General features: G+C 72.9%; 18 protein-coding genes. 13 read left to right on the top strand and 5 right to left on the bottom strand.

Annotated features, from left to right (window positions below; translation table 11 throughout):
• Positions 1 to 17: 17 nt before the first annotated feature.
• A complete protein-coding gene (locus ABD352_RS39055; RefSeq protein WP_344617608.1) occupies positions 18 to 587 on the bottom strand; it encodes a hypothetical protein in 570 nt (189 codons plus the stop codon).
• A gap of 391 nt (positions 588 to 978) precedes the next feature.
• Here ABD352_RS39055 and ABD352_RS39050 point away from each other — a divergent pair, with 391 nt between their 5' ends.
• Genes ABD352_RS39050 through ABD352_RS39040 form a run of 3 tightly spaced genes read left to right on the top strand, consistent with a single transcriptional unit; the run spans position 979 to position 5,304 of the window.
• The gene (locus ABD352_RS39050; protein ID WP_344617607.1) at positions 979 to 1,953 is read left to right on the top strand and encodes an Acg family FMN-binding oxidoreductase; all 975 of its coding nucleotides are present in this window, start codon (positions 979 to 981) and stop codon (positions 1,951 to 1,953) included.
• 49 nt (positions 1,954 to 2,002) lie between these two features.
• Complete coding sequence (locus tag ABD352_RS39045) at positions 2,003 to 4,342, top strand: phosphoketolase family protein (RefSeq protein ID WP_344617606.1); 2,340 nt, start codon at positions 2,003 to 2,005, stop codon at positions 4,340 to 4,342.
• Positions 4,342 to 5,304, top strand: coding sequence for an Acg family FMN-binding oxidoreductase (locus ABD352_RS39040; RefSeq protein WP_344617605.1), 963 nt, complete (start codon positions 4,342 to 4,344; stop codon positions 5,302 to 5,304). The genes ABD352_RS39045 and ABD352_RS39040 overlap by 1 nt, the downstream gene beginning before the upstream one ends.
• On the opposite strand, the gene ABD352_RS39035 is transcribed toward ABD352_RS39040, so the two are convergent.
• Positions 5,301 to 6,896 carry a sensor histidine kinase gene (locus tag ABD352_RS39035; protein ID WP_344617644.1) on the bottom strand — a complete coding sequence of 532 codons (1,596 nt, stop codon included), beginning with the start codon at positions 6,894 to 6,896 and terminating at the stop codon, positions 5,301 to 5,303. The genes ABD352_RS39040 and ABD352_RS39035 overlap by 4 nt on opposite strands.
• A gap of 80 nt (positions 6,897 to 6,976) precedes the next feature.
• Positions 6,977 to 7,615 carry a response regulator gene (locus tag ABD352_RS39030; protein ID WP_344617604.1) on the bottom strand — a complete coding sequence of 213 codons (639 nt, stop codon included), beginning with the start codon at positions 7,613 to 7,615 and terminating at the stop codon, positions 6,977 to 6,979.
• A 104-nt stretch (positions 7,616 to 7,719) separates the two neighbouring features.
• Here ABD352_RS39030 and ABD352_RS39025 point away from each other — a divergent pair, with 104 nt between their 5' ends.
• The 5 genes from ABD352_RS39025 to ABD352_RS39005 all read left to right on the top strand — a co-directional run bounded on the left by ABD352_RS39025 (position 7,720) and on the right by ABD352_RS39005 (position 11,003).
• Entirely contained in the window at positions 7,720 to 8,037 is a 318-nt protein-coding gene (locus ABD352_RS39025) for a PadR family transcriptional regulator (protein WP_344617603.1), read from the top strand.
• Entirely contained in the window at positions 8,034 to 8,561 is a 528-nt protein-coding gene (locus tag ABD352_RS39020) for a hypothetical protein (protein ID WP_344617602.1), read from the top strand. Before ABD352_RS39025 ends, ABD352_RS39020 begins: the two co-directional genes overlap by 4 nt.
• The gene (locus ABD352_RS39015; protein ID WP_344617601.1) at positions 8,533 to 8,901 is read left to right on the top strand and encodes a hypothetical protein; all 369 of its coding nucleotides are present in this window, start codon (positions 8,533 to 8,535) and stop codon (positions 8,899 to 8,901) included. Before ABD352_RS39020 ends, ABD352_RS39015 begins: the two co-directional genes overlap by 29 nt.
• Complete coding sequence (locus ABD352_RS39010; RefSeq protein ID WP_344617643.1) at positions 8,901 to 9,659, top strand: phosphotransferase enzyme family protein; 759 nt, start codon at positions 8,901 to 8,903, stop codon at positions 9,657 to 9,659. Before ABD352_RS39015 ends, ABD352_RS39010 begins: the two co-directional genes overlap by 1 nt.
• A 306-nt stretch (positions 9,660 to 9,965) precedes the next feature.
• Positions 9,966 to 11,003 carry a S66 peptidase family protein gene (locus ABD352_RS39005; RefSeq protein WP_344617600.1) on the top strand — a complete coding sequence of 346 codons (1,038 nt, stop codon included), beginning with the start codon at positions 9,966 to 9,968 and terminating at the stop codon, positions 11,001 to 11,003.
• A 78-nt stretch (positions 11,004 to 11,081) separates the two neighbouring features.
• Here ABD352_RS39005 and ABD352_RS39000 read toward each other — a convergent pair whose 3' ends face one another.
• Positions 11,082 to 11,765 carry a hypothetical protein gene (locus ABD352_RS39000; protein ID WP_344617599.1) on the bottom strand — a complete coding sequence of 228 codons (684 nt, stop codon included), beginning with the start codon at positions 11,763 to 11,765 and terminating at the stop codon, positions 11,082 to 11,084.
• Positions 11,766 to 11,944: 179 nt separating this feature from the next.
• Between ABD352_RS39000 and ABD352_RS38995 the strand changes: the two genes are divergently transcribed.
• The 3 genes from ABD352_RS38995 to ABD352_RS38985 all read left to right on the top strand — a co-directional run bounded on the left by ABD352_RS38995 (position 11,945) and on the right by ABD352_RS38985 (position 14,020).
• The gene (locus ABD352_RS38995) at positions 11,945 to 12,343 is read left to right on the top strand and encodes an SRPBCC family protein (RefSeq protein ID WP_344617598.1); all 399 of its coding nucleotides are present in this window, start codon (positions 11,945 to 11,947) and stop codon (positions 12,341 to 12,343) included.
• 142 nt (positions 12,344 to 12,485) lie between these two features.
• On the top strand, positions 12,486 to 12,872 hold the full coding sequence (locus ABD352_RS38990; protein ID WP_344617597.1) for a hypothetical protein: 387 nt from the start codon (positions 12,486 to 12,488) through the stop codon (positions 12,870 to 12,872).
• A 122-nt stretch (positions 12,873 to 12,994) separates the two neighbouring features.
• Positions 12,995 to 14,020, top strand: coding sequence for a cation diffusion facilitator family transporter (locus ABD352_RS38985; protein WP_344617596.1), 1,026 nt, complete (start codon positions 12,995 to 12,997; stop codon positions 14,018 to 14,020).
• A 49-nt stretch (positions 14,021 to 14,069) separates the two neighbouring features.
• On the opposite strand, the gene ABD352_RS38980 is transcribed toward ABD352_RS38985, so the two are convergent.
• A complete protein-coding gene (locus ABD352_RS38980; RefSeq protein WP_344617595.1) occupies positions 14,070 to 14,780 on the bottom strand; it encodes a DUF1775 domain-containing protein in 711 nt (236 codons plus the stop codon).
• Positions 14,781 to 14,870: 90 nt separating this feature from the next.
• On the opposite strand from ABD352_RS38980, the gene ABD352_RS38975 reads away from it, so the two are divergent.
• Complete coding sequence (locus ABD352_RS38975) at positions 14,871 to 15,242, top strand: BlaI/MecI/CopY family transcriptional regulator (RefSeq protein ID WP_344617594.1); 372 nt, start codon at positions 14,871 to 14,873, stop codon at positions 15,240 to 15,242.
• Positions 15,239 to 15,481 (top strand): hypothetical protein (locus ABD352_RS38970; protein WP_344617593.1); only part of this gene is annotated, 243 nt, incomplete at its 3' end. The genes ABD352_RS38975 and ABD352_RS38970, both read left to right, overlap by 4 nt.

Below are 15,481 nucleotides of genomic sequence, written 5' to 3'. Positions count from 1 at the left end.
GGGGGAAGGGATTGAGGTCAGATGAGCCAGCGGTTGCGCTGGACGATGGGGAGCTTGGCCCAGCGGCGGCCGAGGCCCCAGGTGTGGCCGGCGTAGGCGGTGGCGAGGGCGATCATGACGGCGGCGTAGATGACGTGGTAGTCGGTGATCGGGTTGGTGGAGGCGGTGGTGGTGGGCGGGAACTCGGCGAGCCACATCATGGTCATCATGAGGGTGCCGGCGGCGGCGGTGATGCGCAGGGCGATGCCGGCGGTGAGGGCGAGGCCGATGCCGAGGAGGCCGGCCATGAAGAGCCAGTTGGCGTACCAGGTGCCGGCGATGGTGTGGAAGAAGTTTTGGAGGGGGCCGGCGTGGACGCTGGCGAGGAAGCCTTTGGTGGGGTTGCCGCCGTGGATCCAGGCTTTGGCGGTGGGGGTGCTGTAGCCGAGGCCGAGGAGTTTGTCGGCGAAGGCCCAGAGGAAGACGAAGCCGGTGGCGTAGCGCAGGACGGCGAGGGTTTTGGCGGCGGTGCGGGTGAGCATGGCGCCGGGGGCTTCGACCGTTTCGAGGTGGTGGGCCGGGGTGCGGTGGATGTGCGCGGTGCTCATGGTCGGCCTCCTGGTGCCGGTTCGTCCTGGTGACGGGTTCAGCTTCGCCCGGGGCAGGCATCGACGCGTGTGCCGAACCTCCCGAACCGCCGGGACCAAGGGCCCGCGGGCATTGGGACGCCGGACACGCCCTCGTCACCGGGCCGCCGCGCGGCGATCACGTCCACGTCGAGCGCAACCTTGGTAACGTCCTGAGCGGGGGTGCCGGGCCGCTCCACTATGGACGTGGAGGTATGGACGTGGCGGCGGAGCGCGTTTCCGGTGAAGCTCAGTGGGGATGAATGCCGGAAGGGTCCCGGGCGGGTCGGGACCACCGGCCCTAGTGCGTGGCGGCGTGGCGGGCGAAGGTGGAAGCAGGATCGACGCAGACACCGAAGAGGGGAGCATGGCCATGACGCAGGCAGCCCGCGCCGGCATCGACCAGGTCGCCGAGGCCTCGATCGCGGCCCTGCGTGCCCCGTCCGTGTTCAACACGCAGCCCTGGCGCTGGCGGCTGGCCGGCGACCGCGGGGAGCTGTGGGCCGACCGCTCGCGCCAGCTGTCCGGGCTCGATCCGGAGGGCCACCTGCTGCTCCTCAGCTGCGGCGCGGCCCTGCACCACGCGACCGTGGCGCTGCGCGCGGCCGGATACGCCGCCGCCGTCGACCGGCTGCCCGACCCCGAGCGGCCCGACCTGGTCGCCTGGCTGCGGACCGGGGAGCGGGTGGAGCGCGACGAGCGGCTGTTCCGGGCGATCTACCAGCGGCGCACCGACCGGCGGCCGTTCGGCGACGAGCGGCCCGGCGCGGCCGTGCTCGACGAGCTGCGGGCCGTCGCCCGGCGGCACGGCGTACAGCTGCGGCTCGTGCGGGACGATCAGGTGCCGGCGTTCGCGGCCGCCGTGGCGCACGCCGGGACGGTCGAGCACGGCGACCCGCGGTTCCGCGACGACCTGCTGGCCTGGACGACCCGCGCGGGGTTCCAGCGCGACGGCGTGTCGGCGCGCACTGTCGTGGCGGCCGGCGGGCGCACGGTCGCGCGGCGGGACTTCGCCCAGGCGTGGCCGGCCGGGCTGGCCGCAGGGGAGGGGACGGACCGGGGGACCGTGTACGCGGTGCTGGCCACCGAGGCCGACGAGCCCCGCGACTGGCTGGCCGCCGGCGAGGCGCTCTCCGACGTCTGGCTGACCCTCACCGCGAGCGGGCTGGCCGCCTCGCCGATCAGCGAGGTGGTGGAGGTGCCGGGGGTGCGCGAGGCGCTGCGCCGGCTGATCGGCGGCGTCGGGCGTCCGGCGATCGCCATGCGCATCGGGATCCCCCTGCCGGGTAGCGAGGCAGTGCCGCCCAGCGCCCGGCGTTCCGGCACCGAGATGGTCGGGCTGGCGTGACAGGAAGCCAGGCTCATGCAGTACCGAATCCAAAGGAAGGAACCCTGAGGTGAACACTCTCGGCGACGAGGAAGTCGCACGGCTCGACGCCTGGTGGCGGGCCAACAACTACCTCACCATCGGCCAGATCTACCTCAAGGACAACCCGCTGCTGCGCCGGCCGCTCACGCCGGAGGACATCAAGCCGAGGCTCCTGGGGCACTGGGGGACGAGTCCGGGCCTGTCGTTCATCTACGCCCACGTGTCGCGCCTCATCGGGCGCACCGGGCAGCAGGCGATCTACCTGGCCGGCCCCGGACACGGTGGCCCGGCGCTGGTCGCGGCCGGCTACCTGGAGGGCACGTACAGCGAGATCTACCCGAAGGTCAGCCTCGACGAGGCCGGCATGCTGCGGCTGTTCCGGCAGTTCTCCAGCCCCGGCGGCATCCCCAGCCACGTCTCCGTCACCACCCCCGGCTCCATCCACGAGGGCGGCGAGCTCGGGTACGTCCTGGTCCACGCGTTCGGCGCGGTGATGGACAACCCGGACCTGCTGGCCGTGGCCGTCGTCGGCGACGGCGAGGCGGAGACCGGCCCGCTCGAGGGCTCGTGGAAGGGCATCTCGTTCCTGAACCCGGCCCGCGACGGCGCGGTCCTGCCGATCCTGCACCTCAACGGGGCCAAGATCGCCGGCCCGACGGTGCTGGGCCGCAAGGACCCGGCCGAGGTGCGCTCGCTGCTGGAGGGGCACGGCTACGAGGTGCTGGAGGTCTCGGGCTCCGACGTGCCCGGCATGCACCACCGCTTCGCGGCCACCCTGGAGGAGGCGCACGGCAAGATCCGCGCGATCAAGGAGGCCGGCTGGACCGGCGCCCGCCCGCGCTGGCCGCTCATCGTCCTGCGCACCCCGAAGGGCTGGACCGGCCCCGAACAGGTCGACGGCATCCAGGTGACCGGCACCTGGCGCTCCCACCAGGTGCCCCTCGCCGGCGTGAAGGAGAACCCGGAGCACCTGGCGCTGCTGGAGCAGTGGCTGCGCTCGTACCGCCCCGAGGAGCTCTTCGACGACAGCGGCACCCCGGTCGAGCTGGTCCGCTCCCTGGCCCCGGCCGGCGAGCTGCGCATGAGCGCCAACCCGCACGCCAACGGCGGCCTGCTCACCCGCGACCTGGTGCTGCCCGACTTCCGCAAGTACGCGATCGACGTCCCGGCCCCGGCGACCGAGCGGGCCGAGTCGACCCGCCGCCTCGGCGAGATGCTGCGCGACGTGTACCGCGACAACCCCGACAGCTTCCGCCTCTTCTGTCCCGACGAGACCAACAGCAACCGCCTCGGCGCCGTGTTCGACGTCTCGGACCGGGCGTTCGCCGAGCGGGTCACCGACGCCGACGTGTCCATCTCCCACGACGGGCGGGTCATGGAGGTGCTCTCGGAGCACAACTGCCACGGCTGGCTGGAGGGCTACAACCTCACCGGCCGGCACGGCATGTTCGCCACGTACGAGGCCTTCGCGATGGTCTCGGCGTCGCAGACCGTGCAGCACGGCAAGTGGCTGCAGGAGGGTGACCGGCTGCCGTGGCGGGCCAAGGTGCCCAGCTTCAACATCCTGCTCACCTCCACCGCCTGGCGCAACGACCACAACGGCTTCTCGCACCAGGGGCCCGGGCTGATCCAGGTCGTGCTCACCCAGCGCGGCGACATCGCCCGGGTGTACCTCCCGCCGGACGCCAACTGCCTGCTGTCGGTGGCCGATCACTGCCTGCGGTCGCGCTCGTACATCAACTGCATCGTCATCGACAAGCAGCCGCAGCTGCAGTACCTCGACATGGACGCCGCCGCCGAGCACTGCGCCCGCGGCGCGGGGATCTGGTCCTGGGCCGGCACCGACGACGGCAGCACCGACCCGGACGTCGTGCTGGCCTGCGCCGGCGACGTGGTGACCATGGAGACCGTGGCGGCCGCGCAGATCCTGCGGGAGCGGCTGCCCAAGTTCCGGGTCCGGGTCGTCAACGTCGTGGACCTCATGACCCTGCCGCGGCGCAAGGACCACCCGCACGGCATGAGCGAGACGATGTTCACCGAGCTGTTCACCGACACCGTGGACGTCGTGTTCGCCTTCCACGGCTACCCGGGCGCCATCCACCAGCTCGTGCACGGCCGGCCGGACGCCGACCGGTTCCGGGTGCGCGGGTTCATCGAGGAGGGCACGACCACCACGCCGTTCGACATGACCGTGCGGAACCGGGTCTCGCGGTACCACCTGGTCATGGATGCCATCAACAACGCCAAGCGGCTCCCGCCCGGCGCCACCGAGCTCAAGGAGTGGTGCGAGCGTAAGCTGGCCGAGCACGCCGAGTACGTCGTCGAGCACCTCGAGGACATGCCGGACGTGCGGGACTGGAGTCTGTGATGACGACCGGCACGACCGATCGGCTGGCCGCGGCGGCGGATGCCGCCCGGCTGGCCCCCTCGGTGCACAACACCCAGCCGTGGCGCTGGGTGGTGCGCGAGGACCAGCTGGAGCTCTACGCGGAGCCCGGCCGGCAGCTGCGCGAGCAGGATCCGGACGGCCGCCTGCTGACCCTGAGCTGCGGCGCAGCGCTGCACCACGCCCTGGTGGCGCTGACCGCCGAGGGCTTCGCCGCGCGGGTGGAACGTCCCGCCGCGACGCCCCTCGCGGTCGTGCACGCCGAGCCCCACGGCCCGGCCGACCCCGCGGCGATGCGGCGCCTGCAGCTGCTGCGCGTGCGGCACACGGACCGCCGGGTGGCCTCCGAGGAGCCGATTTCCGCGGAGGTACTGCATGAGCTCACCGAAGCCGCCCGGCGCGCCGGGGCGCGGCTGGCCGTGCTGAACCGCGACCAGGTCCTCCAGCTGGCGGTGATGATCGAGCACTCCGGGGAGGCCCAGCAGCACGACGAGCGGATGCGCGCCGAGACCGCCGAGTGGGTGGGCGGCGAGCGGTCCGAGGGCACCGGCCTGCCCGACACCGTCATCCCGGCCGAGCTGCCCCTCACCACGGTCGCCGAGCGCGACTTCGGGGTCAGCACCGGCAAGCTGGACGCCGGGACCGGGCACGACACGGCGGCGCAGTACGCGATCCTGCACGGCGACGGCGACGACCCCGCGGACTGGCTGCGGGCCGGCGAGGCGCTGTCGGAGCTGTGGCTGGCCGCCACCGAGCACGGCGCCGCGGTACTGCCGCTGAGCAGCCCCGTGGAGATGGGCTTCACGCGGCAGGCGCTGCGGCGGATGCTCGGCGAGACCGGCTACCCGTTCCTGGTCCTGCGCCTGGGCACGGCGGACCCGGACCACGCCGGTCCACCGCACACCCCGCGTCTGTCGGCCGAGCAGGTCATCGAGATCGTTTAGATAGGGATCTGCCAGCGGACCTGCGTGCCGCCCGCGTCCGCCGGCCCGACGGTGCACTCACCGCCGAGGTCGGTGGCGCGGGCGCTCATGTTCGGCAGGCCGTTGCCGCCCTTGGCCGGGTCGCCGAGGCCCCGCCCGTCGTCCTCGACGGTGAGGCCGAGGCGCCCGCCGCCGACGGCGATGGTCACCTTGGCCGATCCGGCCTGGGCGTGCTTGGCCACGTTGCTCAGCGACTCCCGCAGCACCGCCAGCAGCGCCGTGCGGCAGTGGTCCGGCACCGCGGTGTCGATCGGCCCGTCGAGGTGCAGCGTGGGCCGGAAGCCCAGCGACTCGCCGGCCTCGTCGAGCAGGTCCCGGATCTCCTTGCGCAGGCTGTGCTGGGAGGCCCCGCGCAGCTCGAAGATCGCCCCGCGGATGTCGCGGATCGTCGTGTCGAGGTCCTCGGTGACCCGGCCGATGCGCTCGCGCACGTCGTCCTGCGTGGTGCGGTACGCGGCCCCCTGCAGCTGCATGCCGGCCGCGAACAGCCGCTGGATGACCACGTCGTGCAGGTCGCGGGCGATGCGCTCGCGGTCGCCGACCACGGCCAGCATCTCCCGCTCGTCCTGGGCCCGGGCCCGCTCCAGGGCCAGCGCCGCCTGCCCGGCGAACGACTCGACCATCGCGAGCTCGTCGCCCTCGGTGATCGGCGTGCCGTTTCGCCCGAACGCGACGACCAGCGCGCCCAGCGCCACCCCGCCCACGGCCAGCGGCACGAGCAGCGCGGTGCCGGTCGGCAGCAGGATCGGCCAGTTCGCCGCCGAGCCGAGGTCCGCGCTCACGGCCAGCCGCCGATGCTGCAGCACCTCGGCGAACTCGCTGCCGGCGACCGGGATCGACCAGCCGGTCGAGCCCTCCGGGCCGCCGGCGGCGACCTCGACGGTGAGCCGCTCGCCGTACTCGTCGGCCAGCAGCACCATGGCCAGCTGGGCCCCCGCCACCTCGCGGGCCCGGGTGGCGACCAGCGCCAGGGCCTCGGTGCGGCGCACCTCCCCGAGCAGCACCGCGGTGATCTCGGCCGCCGCCAGCAGCCAGCGCTGGCGCCGCTCGGCCTGCGCGTAGAGGCGGGCGTTGTCGATCGCCGCGCCGGCCGCCACCGACAGGGCCGACATCAGGTCCTCGTCGTCCTGCGTGAACGACTCCCCGCCGCGCTTCTCGGCGAGGTACAGATTCCCGAACACATGGTCCCGGATGCGCACCGGCACGCCGAGGAAGCTGTGCATGGGCGGGTGGTTGGGCGGGAACCCGTAGGCGCGCGGGTGCTTGGTGATGTCGTCGAGCCGGATCGCGCGGGGCTCGTCGATGAGCAGCCCGAGCACACCGTGCCCGCGGGGCAGGTCCCCGATCGCCGCCCGCTCCTCGTCGCTGACCCCGTGGTTGATGAACTCGACGAGCATCCGGTCCGCGCCGATGACGCCGAGCGCGCCGTACCGCGCGTCGGCCAGCCGGCACGCGGCCTGCACGATGCGCTGCAGCGTGCTGTGCAGGTCGAGGTCGGACCCGACGGCCACGACGGCGTCGAGCAGGGCGCTGAGCCGCTCTCGGCTCGTCATGACCTCGCCGACGCGGGCGAGGAGCTCCTGCAGCAGGGCGTCGAGGTCGACGCGCGAGAGTTCGGGGAGCGGCAGCGACGTCACGGCTTCTTTTGTATCAAGCGCGAGGCGAGCACCGCCGCCTGCGTCCGCCGCTCCAGCCCAAGCTTGGCCAGCAGGCTGGAGACGTAGTTCTTGACCGTCTTCTCGGCCAGGAACATCCGCTCGGCGATCTCGCGGTTGGTCAGCCCCTCGGCCACCAGCAGCAGGATCTTGCGCTCCTGCTCGGTGAGGTCCTTGAACTCGTCGGGCTGCTCGGGCCCGCGCCGGATCCGCTCCAGCACCCGCGCCGTGACCGCGGGGTCGAGCAGCGACTGCCCGGCGGCCACCCGCCGCACGGCGTCGACGAGGTCGGTCCCGTGGATCTGCTTGAGCACGTACCCGGCCGCCCCGGCCATGATCGCCGCGAACAGGGCCTCGTCGTCGTCGTACGACGTGAGGATCAGCGCGTTGATCGTCGGGTCGACGGACCGGATCTCCCGGCACACGTCGATCCCGCTGCCGTCGGGCAGCCGCCCGTCGAGGACGGCGACGTCGGGTCGCAGCGCGGGGATGCGGTGTGCGGCCTCGACGGCCGAGCCGGACTCCCCGACGACCTCGATGTCCCCTTCGCGCTCGAGCATCTCGCGGAGACCGAAGCGGACCACCTCGTGGTCGTCGAGCAGAAAGACGCGGATCATAGGTTCCTTCCTACCTGAATTCGTCCACTCTCGCCCGGGTCCAAGGTCCCGTGTTGCAGCCAGGATATTCCCACGCCGGTTCTCTATGTATATAGAGTTATGGCATGACGCGAGCGAGGCGGCCCTCCCCGCAGGCCGCGGCCGTGCTGCGGGCGCTGGCCGCAGCGCCCGACCGGTGGCGCTACGGCTACGACCTGGGGCGCGAGGTCGGGCTGCGGGCCGGCTCGCTGTATCCGATCCTGATCCGGCTCTGCGACCGCGGCCTGCTCGACGCCTCCTGGGAGTCCGGCCCGCCACCGGGGCGGCCGCCGCGGCACCTGTACCGGCTGACGGGCGCGGGCCGCGCGCTCGCCGCCGAGCTGGTAGCGGCCCCGCCGGCTCCGGCCCGGGCGGCGCGTCCTGATCTGCGGGCCGCGTGGTGAGCGCGGGCGGCGCCGACCGGCTGCTGGCCCTGGTGGTGCGGCTGCTGCCGCCGGGGCGCGCCGAGTGGGGCCGGGCCATGCGGGCCGAGGCCACGGCGATCGAACCCGGCCTGCCGCGGTGGGGCTACGTGCTGGGCTGCGTGCGGGTGGTGCTGGTCCAGTCGCCGGTGGGGTTGCTTGCCCTGGCCGCCCGCCGTGCCGGCGCCCGCGGCCCGGCGCTGGGCACCGGGGCGGCCGCCTCGCTCGCCGCAGCCGCCTGGTGGCTCGCGGCGCAGCTGCTGTTCCCGCCGGTGCCGGCCGGCATCGGCGGCGCGGTGGTGGTCGCCGGGCTCGCGATCGGGGCCGTGGTGTACCGCGGCGCCCGCCGCGACGACCGCGCCCAGGACACGCTGCTCGCCGCGCTCGGCGTCGCGACGTGCGGTACCGCTTCGTGCTCGACCTGTCCGATGTGGGCTGACGCGCACCGATCCTCACGGCTACGTCATCATCAACACCGTGACCGGCGAAGCACTGCTCACGATTGACCTCACGGACGATGAGCGGTACGTGCTGTTTCGCGGCCTTGCGGAATGGGGCGGACCGGCCCACTGCACCGACGCCCTGGCTGCCGCCATGGACTTCGGCGACGCCGACGGGTTGCTCGAAGAGGCCCGCCGCCTCAAGCCCCTGGTCCGCGCCGGGCAGCCGCTCAGCCGCCGGGACTGGCGACGCGTGCTCATCGCGACCGAACTCGCGTTCGCCAGCGATGTGTTCGGCTCCGGTTGGGACTGGTCAATAACTTGCGGCCTCTCGGACGAGGAGACCATCAAGATCCTTCGGGCCCTTCAGCGGAAGATCGCACGCTCGGTAAAGATCCATCAGTGATGTTCGAAGCCCGTAAGGTGTGGCGAATGGGGTGGGAGGCGCTCGGGCAGTGGGGTGAGGACGTCGCTCGGATCGAGCCGCTCGCTGGTGGAGTCGCCAACGACGTGTGGAGTGTGCGCGTCAACGGGCACCTCGCGGTCGGTCGTCTCGGCGGCAGGAGCGATGCTGATCTCGCGTGGGAGACCGAGCTTCTCCAATATCTCGATCGTGAAGGTCTGACCGTGCCGGTGCCGATCCCAACCACGGACGGCCGGTTGTTCGCCGGCGGTCTGGTGGTGATGACCTACCTGGAGGGCGGACCGCCCGAGACGCAGGCCGACTGGCGTCGCGTGGCCGACACGCTCCGCGAGCTGCATCGGTTGACGCGGGGCTGGCCGCAGCGCCCAGGCTGGCGGTCGTCGACCGACCTCCTGCACGCCGAGACCGGGACGAAGATCGACCTCGGTGCGATGCCTGTTGAGGGCGTTGCTCGCTGCCGGGCAGCGTGGGCGCGGCTCGCCGGACGTCAGACCTGTGTCGTGCACGGCGACCCTAACCCTGGCAATGTCCGCATGACGGCGGGTCACGTCGGGCTGATCGACTGGGACGAGGCGCACGTCGACGTCCCCGACCTGGATCTCGTGCTGCCCGGCAACGCCGCCGGGCTCGACGACGGTGTGTACGACATCGCCGCGCAAGCGTCGGCCGCTTGGGAGGCCGCGGTCTGCTGGGACGACGAGTACGCAGTCAAGCGGCTCGCCGAAGTTCGAGCGGTCTGATGGTCGAGCACTGCGGCTCGCCCTGAGCCCACGCTCCGCACCCCGGTGAACCGCACCGCGTTGGCTCGCCCATCCGGCTCCCTGCCGTCGGTGCGCCGCCACCGTCAGTGCGGCAGGTGACCAGCCGGAGCCGGGCCTGCAGACTGCGCCGCGGCCGGACCCGGACTTCGGCGGGCCTGCGGACCGCGCCTCGGCCGGACCTGGACCCCAGCCCCCGGCAGGCCCGCCGAGGTTCGGACTGGGCCTGCTGGCTGGTCGATCGGCAAATACGTAGCGAGTTGGTGCGCGTGTGGGGACACTGCCTCGATGACCGGTTCTGCACTGCCTCAACTGCTTCGACCTCGTGCCCTGAGGCCCGGTGATCTCGTCGCTATCGCAGCGCTTTCCGGGCCACTCCCTGCCGCTTACGAGCCCAATGTCGAGCAGGCGGTGGTGGTGCTCGAGCGGATGGGATTCCGCGTGCGTCGGGCACCGCTCCTCGAAGTAGGGCGCCACCATTGGTGGAGCGCGGCTACGCCGGCGGAGATCGCCGCGGAGCTCAACGGTCTGCTGCGTGATGCCGAGGTGCGCGCGATCATCGCGAATGACGGCGGCCAGACGGCGTTCGGCTACCTCGACCTGATCGACATGGAGGCGATCAAGGCCGACCCCAAGCCGATCCTCGGCTACAGCGACATCTCGCTGCTGCATCTGGTGCTCTACGCGCGCACGGGTCTGGTCGGGTTCCATGCTGACATGGCCGTCCCCGGCTTCGGCGGGCACTGGCAGGCCGTGCCGACGACACGCCGAGCGGAATTCGAGAAGCTCTACTCCAGGTTGCTGACCGGCACCGAGGCGATCGGTGCGCTGCCGGCGAGCCCGTCGTGGGAGTGCTGGCGCGCCGGTCGTGCCGAGGGCCGGCTGATCGGCGGGGTGATCAATCGCATCGCGCTGGTGCAGGCTACGCGGTTCGCGGTACCGCTCGAATGGTTCGACGGTGCGGTGCTGTTCTGGGAGGAGATGGGCGGCCAGGCTTCCTACGTGTGGAGCTATCTGCAGGTGCTGCGGCACTGCGGCATTCTCGATCGGATCTCCGGCATGGTCGTGGGCGTTCCGCGCGAGATCGCCGGACTCGAGGCGCCCGACGCGTCCCCGACGCTCGCCGAGATAGTCCTGGACGTCCTCGGCGACCGTGACATCCCGGTCCTGGGTAACGTGGAGTTCGGTCATGCCGGCCCGAATCTGCCGATGCCGGTCGGCATCCGCGTCGGCCTTGATGCGCAGCAGCTGACATTGTCCCTACTCGAACCAGCAGTGCAGCCGCTCGCGACAACACCACTGGCGGCTGGCACCGCGGATGCGTGATGCACACGCCGCCGAACGGCCGGGAGACCGCCGCACTGTGGTGGCAGCGAACCGCCACGACGACGGCCGGGTGCCGCGTCAGGCGGGGGTGATCAGGGCGCAGCCGCCGTCGTAGCGGCGGTAGGCCAGGTTGCCCCGGCCGGTGGCGGGGTCGGTGAAGAAGAGGAACGGCAGCCAGCCCTCGGCCAGGTAGGCGGCGGCCTCCGCCGGGGCGAGCACCGGGGTCGGGCGGGGGTTCACGGTCGGAGTCGGGGTGCCGTTGCGGCCGGCCGGGTGGCGGCTGTACTGCCGGGAGAGCTGCAGGCCGGTCGGCCCCGCCCGGTGTACCAGCGCGTCCTCGCCCGTCTCGGCGTCGGTGAACAGGTGGGCGTCGTAGTCCATGGCGGCCAGGTGGGCGCCGGCCTGGCAGGAGCGCTGGCGGCGCAGGCGGACCGGCTTGTGGCGGGTGAACTCGGCGCGGCCGGGGACCGCGAGGGGGCGCCGCTCCGGGTCGGGCCACGGCCAGGGGTCCCAGGCGGTGGTGAGGCGGCGGATCTGGCGGTCCAGGCGCACCGTGGCGGCGGCCAGCGCGGCCGCGGGGGAGGGGCCGGCCACCTGGATGCGGGCCGGCGCGCCGCAGACCCTGAGGTTGACCTGGATGAGCGTCGGGCCGTCAGGACAGGCGGCGGCGCTCACCCGGACCTCGGGGCCGCCGGCGCCGCCGTGGCGGCCCACCACCGCGGTGATCATCGCCCGGGCCGCCGTCTCCACTGTCTGCGACATGAGGTCACTGTGCTCGTGCCGTACGCCCGCGCAACAGTGCCGAAAGTCCCGGCCTCAGGCGGCCTCGAGGTCCACGGCGAACACGGAGCCGCCGGCCGGCTCGAACACGTCCGCAGTCCGACGTCCCCACGGGGTTCTTCGGCACGCGGGGCGCGGACCGGAGTGGCAACATCGGCTGGATGACCAGACAGACGCGTCATCTGAGTGTGTACATCGACCGCCCCGTCGCCGAGGTCTACGCGTTCGCGTCCGACCCCGCCAACCTGCCCCGCTGGGCGCCCGGGCTGGGCAGCTCGGTGGTGCGGGAGGACGGCGCCTGGTTCGTGGAGACGCCCGAGGGCCGGGTCCGGGTGACGTTCGCGCCGCCGAACGAGTACGGCGTGCTCGACCACGAGGTGCTGACCCCGTCCGGGGACGTCGTGTACGTGCCGCTGCGGGCCATCGCCGACGGCACCGGCTGCGAGGTGGTCTTCTCGCTGCGCCGCCTGCCGGGCATGACCGACGACGAGTTCGACCGCGACACCGGCCTGGTCAGCGGCGACCTGGCCCGGCTCAAGCAGGTCCTCGAGGTCGCCTGAGCCTCACTACGGCCTGGATTCGTAGTCCTCTGACACGGATAGGCTGGTGGCACGAACTGGGGAGTCTTAGCTACTACGACCGATAGTAGTGTTTGGCATGCGGCCGGCACGGCACGCCACCATCCCCGAAAGGAATCCGCACATGAGCGAGTACGGCGACTTCAGCATGGGTCACGAGTCCGGCGGGCTGGAGCAGCTGCACCAGGAGGCCGGCAGCGAGCAGGACTACAACTCGCAGTTCGGCGTCTTCGGCCAGGACCACAGCGCGGCCGAGTCGACCGACTTCGAGACCGGCCGGCACGTCGAGTTCACCGGCGCGGACGGCAGCCACTTCGAGTCGACCGACTACACCAGCTACTCCAACGACTCGACGGAGTCCGACTCGGTGTTCGCCGCCGAGGGCAGCGAGTCCTCGCACTTCGCCGAGTTCTCCGGCCTCGACGCGCTGCGGGCCCAGTTCGACACGAGTTTCGCCGAGGGTACGCAGCTCAGCGGCGGCGACGCCGGGCTGTCGATCGCCTCGGCCTGACCGCGGCGGGCATGGCCGGGCCGGTTTCCGGTCATGCCCGTTCCCGGGCCCTTGCGCGGGCGGATACGCTGACAACATATGCGGACTTTCGCATGAGTCTGCCGGGGCATGGAGCTGACACCTTGGATCACCACCACGAGGACCACGACGACGGCCACAGCCACGACGACGGCCACAGCCACGACGACGGCCACAGCCACGGCGTCGCCGCGGACGCGGACCGGCGCTGGCTGGGCTTGGCGCTCGGCCTGATCGCGGTGTTCATGGCCGCGGAGGTCGTGGTCGGGCTGCTGGCCGGGTCGCTGGCACTGCTGTCCGACGCCGCCCACATGCTCACCGACGCCGGGGCGATCGTCCTGGCGCTGGTCGCGATGCGGCTGGCCGCGCGCCCCCCGCGGGGCGGCTACACCTTCGGGCTCAAGCGGGCCGAGATCCTGTCGGCGCAGGCCAACGGGCTGACGATGCTCCTGCTCGCGGTGTGGCTGGGCGTCGAGGCGGTGCAGCGGCTGGTGCACCCGCCCGCGGTCACCGGCTGGCCGGTGCTCGTGACCGCGTTGGCCGGCATTTTGGTGAACGTGGCCGCCGCGTGGGCGATGTCGCGGGCCAACCGCTCGAGCCTCAACGTGGAGGGCGCCTTCCAGCACGTCCTCAACGACCTGTTCGCGTTCATCGCCACCGCGGTGGCCGGCGTGATCATGGTGACGACCGGGTTCACCCGGGCCGACCCGATCGCCACGCTGGTCGTGGTCGTACTCATGATCAAGGCCGGGCTGGCGCTGGTCCGGGCCTCGGGCCGGATCTTCCTGGAGGCGGCCCCGCCGGGCATCGAGCCGTCCGCGCTGGGCACCCGGCTGGCCGGCCTCCCGGACGTGGTCGAGGTGCACGACCTGCACGTGTGGGAGATCACCTCGGGCGAGCCGGCGCTGTCGGCGCACGTGCTGGTGGCCGAGGGCGGCGACTGCCACGCCGTGCGGCAGGCGATCGAGCAGCTGCTGCGCCGGGAGTACCGCATCACGCACAGCACGCTGCAGGTCGACCACGCCGGCGGCGACCCGGCGGTGCCATCCGGCGGCGAGGCCGGCCTCGACGGGGCCGACCCGCACTGCACCGACCCGCACGGCGCGATGTACCGCCCCGCGGCGACCTGACCCGGGCCGCGCGCCGGGGCGTGCGGTCCGCGCGGGCTTCGCTACGGGGTCAGCGGGTCGTCGATCGCCGCCGGACGACCACCACGAGCACGAGCACGCCGGCGACGAGCAGCAGCGCGACGGTCATGAGCCCGATCGCGGCGAGCGTGCCGGTGGTGTTCCCTTCGGTGGGCGCCGGCTGGGCGATGTCCGGGCCCGCGATGTCGGGCGCGCCGCCCGTGGCGCTCGGCCCGGCCGCCGGGGCGCCGGTGACGCTCTGCGCGGCCGCCGGGCGCAGCGCCAGCACCGGCGCCGGGTGCTCGGGCTCCGGGTTGCCGGCCTCGGGCAGGTCGATCCAGCGCGCGACGCTGCCGTCGCTGTAGGTCTCCAGGGTCTTGAAGGCCAGCGCCCGCGCCGTGGCGGGCAGCCGGGCGACGCGGATCGTGTGCACGGCGTCGGCGCGCGGCCGCAGGGCCGGCCCGGAAACGGTGTAGCCGTCCTCCGCCGCGGTGAACGTCCATCCCGGCGGCGCCGACACCAGCTCCACGTCGGCGACGGCGATGCCGGCCGGCAGCACCACCCGCTCGGCCTCGATGCCGGCCCGCGAGGACTCGCCCTCGCCGGTGAACGTGATCGTCACGTCCCGGGCGCCCGCCTGCGCCTTGTCGGCGGCGACCTTCACGTGCGCGGCGGCGGGTGTGGCGGTGAGCAGGACGGCCGCCGCGCCGGTCGCGATCGCGACCGGGTACGCAACCGCTGGCCGCAGACGGCGTGTCGGCATGGTGACCCTCCTCGTGGCCCAGGGGTGAGCTGCTGGCACCGTACTACTATCGTCCATAGCAGTGCGAGGCGGTGTGGGGAGGAGGCATTCGTGCAGGGCTTCGGCGACCTGGAGGCGGCGCTCATGGAGCTGCTGTGGCGGCGCGGGACCGCCACGACGGTCCGGGAGGCGCTGGCCGAGCTGCGCTGGCACCGGGAACTGGCGTACACGACCGTCATGACCGTGTTCGACAACCTGCACCGCAAGGGCTGGCTGACCCGCGAGTCGGCCGGCCGCGCCTACCGCTACACCCCGGCGATGACCCGCGACCAGTACGTGGCCCAGACCATGCACGACGCCCTCGTCGACAGCGGCGACCGGCTGGAGGCGCTGACGGCCTTCGTCGGCAAGATGACCCTCGACGAGGCGGCGGCGCTGCGGGCCGCGCTGAGCACCTACGAGCGCCGGATCGGCGGCCGGTGAGCCCCCTGCTGCTGCTGTGCTTCGCCGCCGCGACGGCGCCCGCCGCGCCCCGGCTCGCCGCGGCCGGCTGGCCGGTGCGGGCGCCGCGCCTGGCGGTCCTGCTCTGGCTGGCGCTGTCCGGTGCGACCGTCGGCAGTGCGGCCCTGGCGGGACTGGGCCTGGCCCTGTACTGGGACCGCACCCACGAGCTGGTCGGCGGCGCCTGGCACGTGTGCCTCGACGCGCTGCTGGGCAGCGTG

It is taken from the genome of Dactylosporangium salmoneum (assembly GCF_039532525.1).
GTDB classification, from domain to species: Bacteria; Actinomycetota; Actinomycetes; order Mycobacteriales; family Micromonosporaceae; genus Dactylosporangium; species Dactylosporangium salmoneum.
The sequence above is the reverse complement of the archived record's forward strand: the minus strand, read 5'-3'. Positions and strand labels throughout refer to the sequence as shown.

Excerpts from the sequence above, each read along its gene's own strand:
- ABD352_RS39055 (WP_344617608.1), bottom strand. The coding sequence starts at position 587 with ATGAGCACCGCGCACATCCACCGCACCCCGGCCCACCACCTCGAAACG.
- ABD352_RS39050 (WP_344617607.1), top strand. The coding sequence starts at position 979 with ATGACGCAGGCAGCCCGCGCCGGCATCGACCAGGTCGCCGAGGCCTCG.
- ABD352_RS39040 (WP_344617605.1), top strand. The coding sequence starts at position 4,342 with ATGACGACCGGCACGACCGATCGGCTGGCCGCGGCGGCGGATGCCGCC.
- ABD352_RS39035 (WP_344617644.1), bottom strand. The coding sequence starts at position 6,896 with ATGACGAGCCGAGAGCGGCTCAGCGCCCTGCTCGACGCCGTCGTGGCC.
- ABD352_RS39030 (WP_344617604.1), bottom strand. The coding sequence starts at position 7,615 with ATGATCCGCGTCTTTCTGCTCGACGACCACGAGGTGGTCCGCTTCGGT.
- ABD352_RS39025 (WP_344617603.1), top strand. The coding sequence starts at position 7,720 with ATGACGCGAGCGAGGCGGCCCTCCCCGCAGGCCGCGGCCGTGCTGCGG.
- ABD352_RS39010 (WP_344617643.1), top strand. The coding sequence starts at position 8,901 with ATGTTCGAAGCCCGTAAGGTGTGGCGAATGGGGTGGGAGGCGCTCGGG.
- ABD352_RS39005 (WP_344617600.1), top strand. The coding sequence starts at position 9,966 with ATGACCGGTTCTGCACTGCCTCAACTGCTTCGACCTCGTGCCCTGAGG.
- ABD352_RS39000 (WP_344617599.1), bottom strand. The coding sequence starts at position 11,765 with ATGTCGCAGACAGTGGAGACGGCGGCCCGGGCGATGATCACCGCGGTG.
- ABD352_RS38995 (WP_344617598.1), top strand. The coding sequence starts at position 11,945 with ATGACCAGACAGACGCGTCATCTGAGTGTGTACATCGACCGCCCCGTC.
- ABD352_RS38990 (WP_344617597.1), top strand. The coding sequence starts at position 12,486 with ATGAGCGAGTACGGCGACTTCAGCATGGGTCACGAGTCCGGCGGGCTG.
- ABD352_RS38980 (WP_344617595.1), bottom strand. The coding sequence starts at position 14,780 with ATGCCGACACGCCGTCTGCGGCCAGCGGTTGCGTACCCGGTCGCGATC.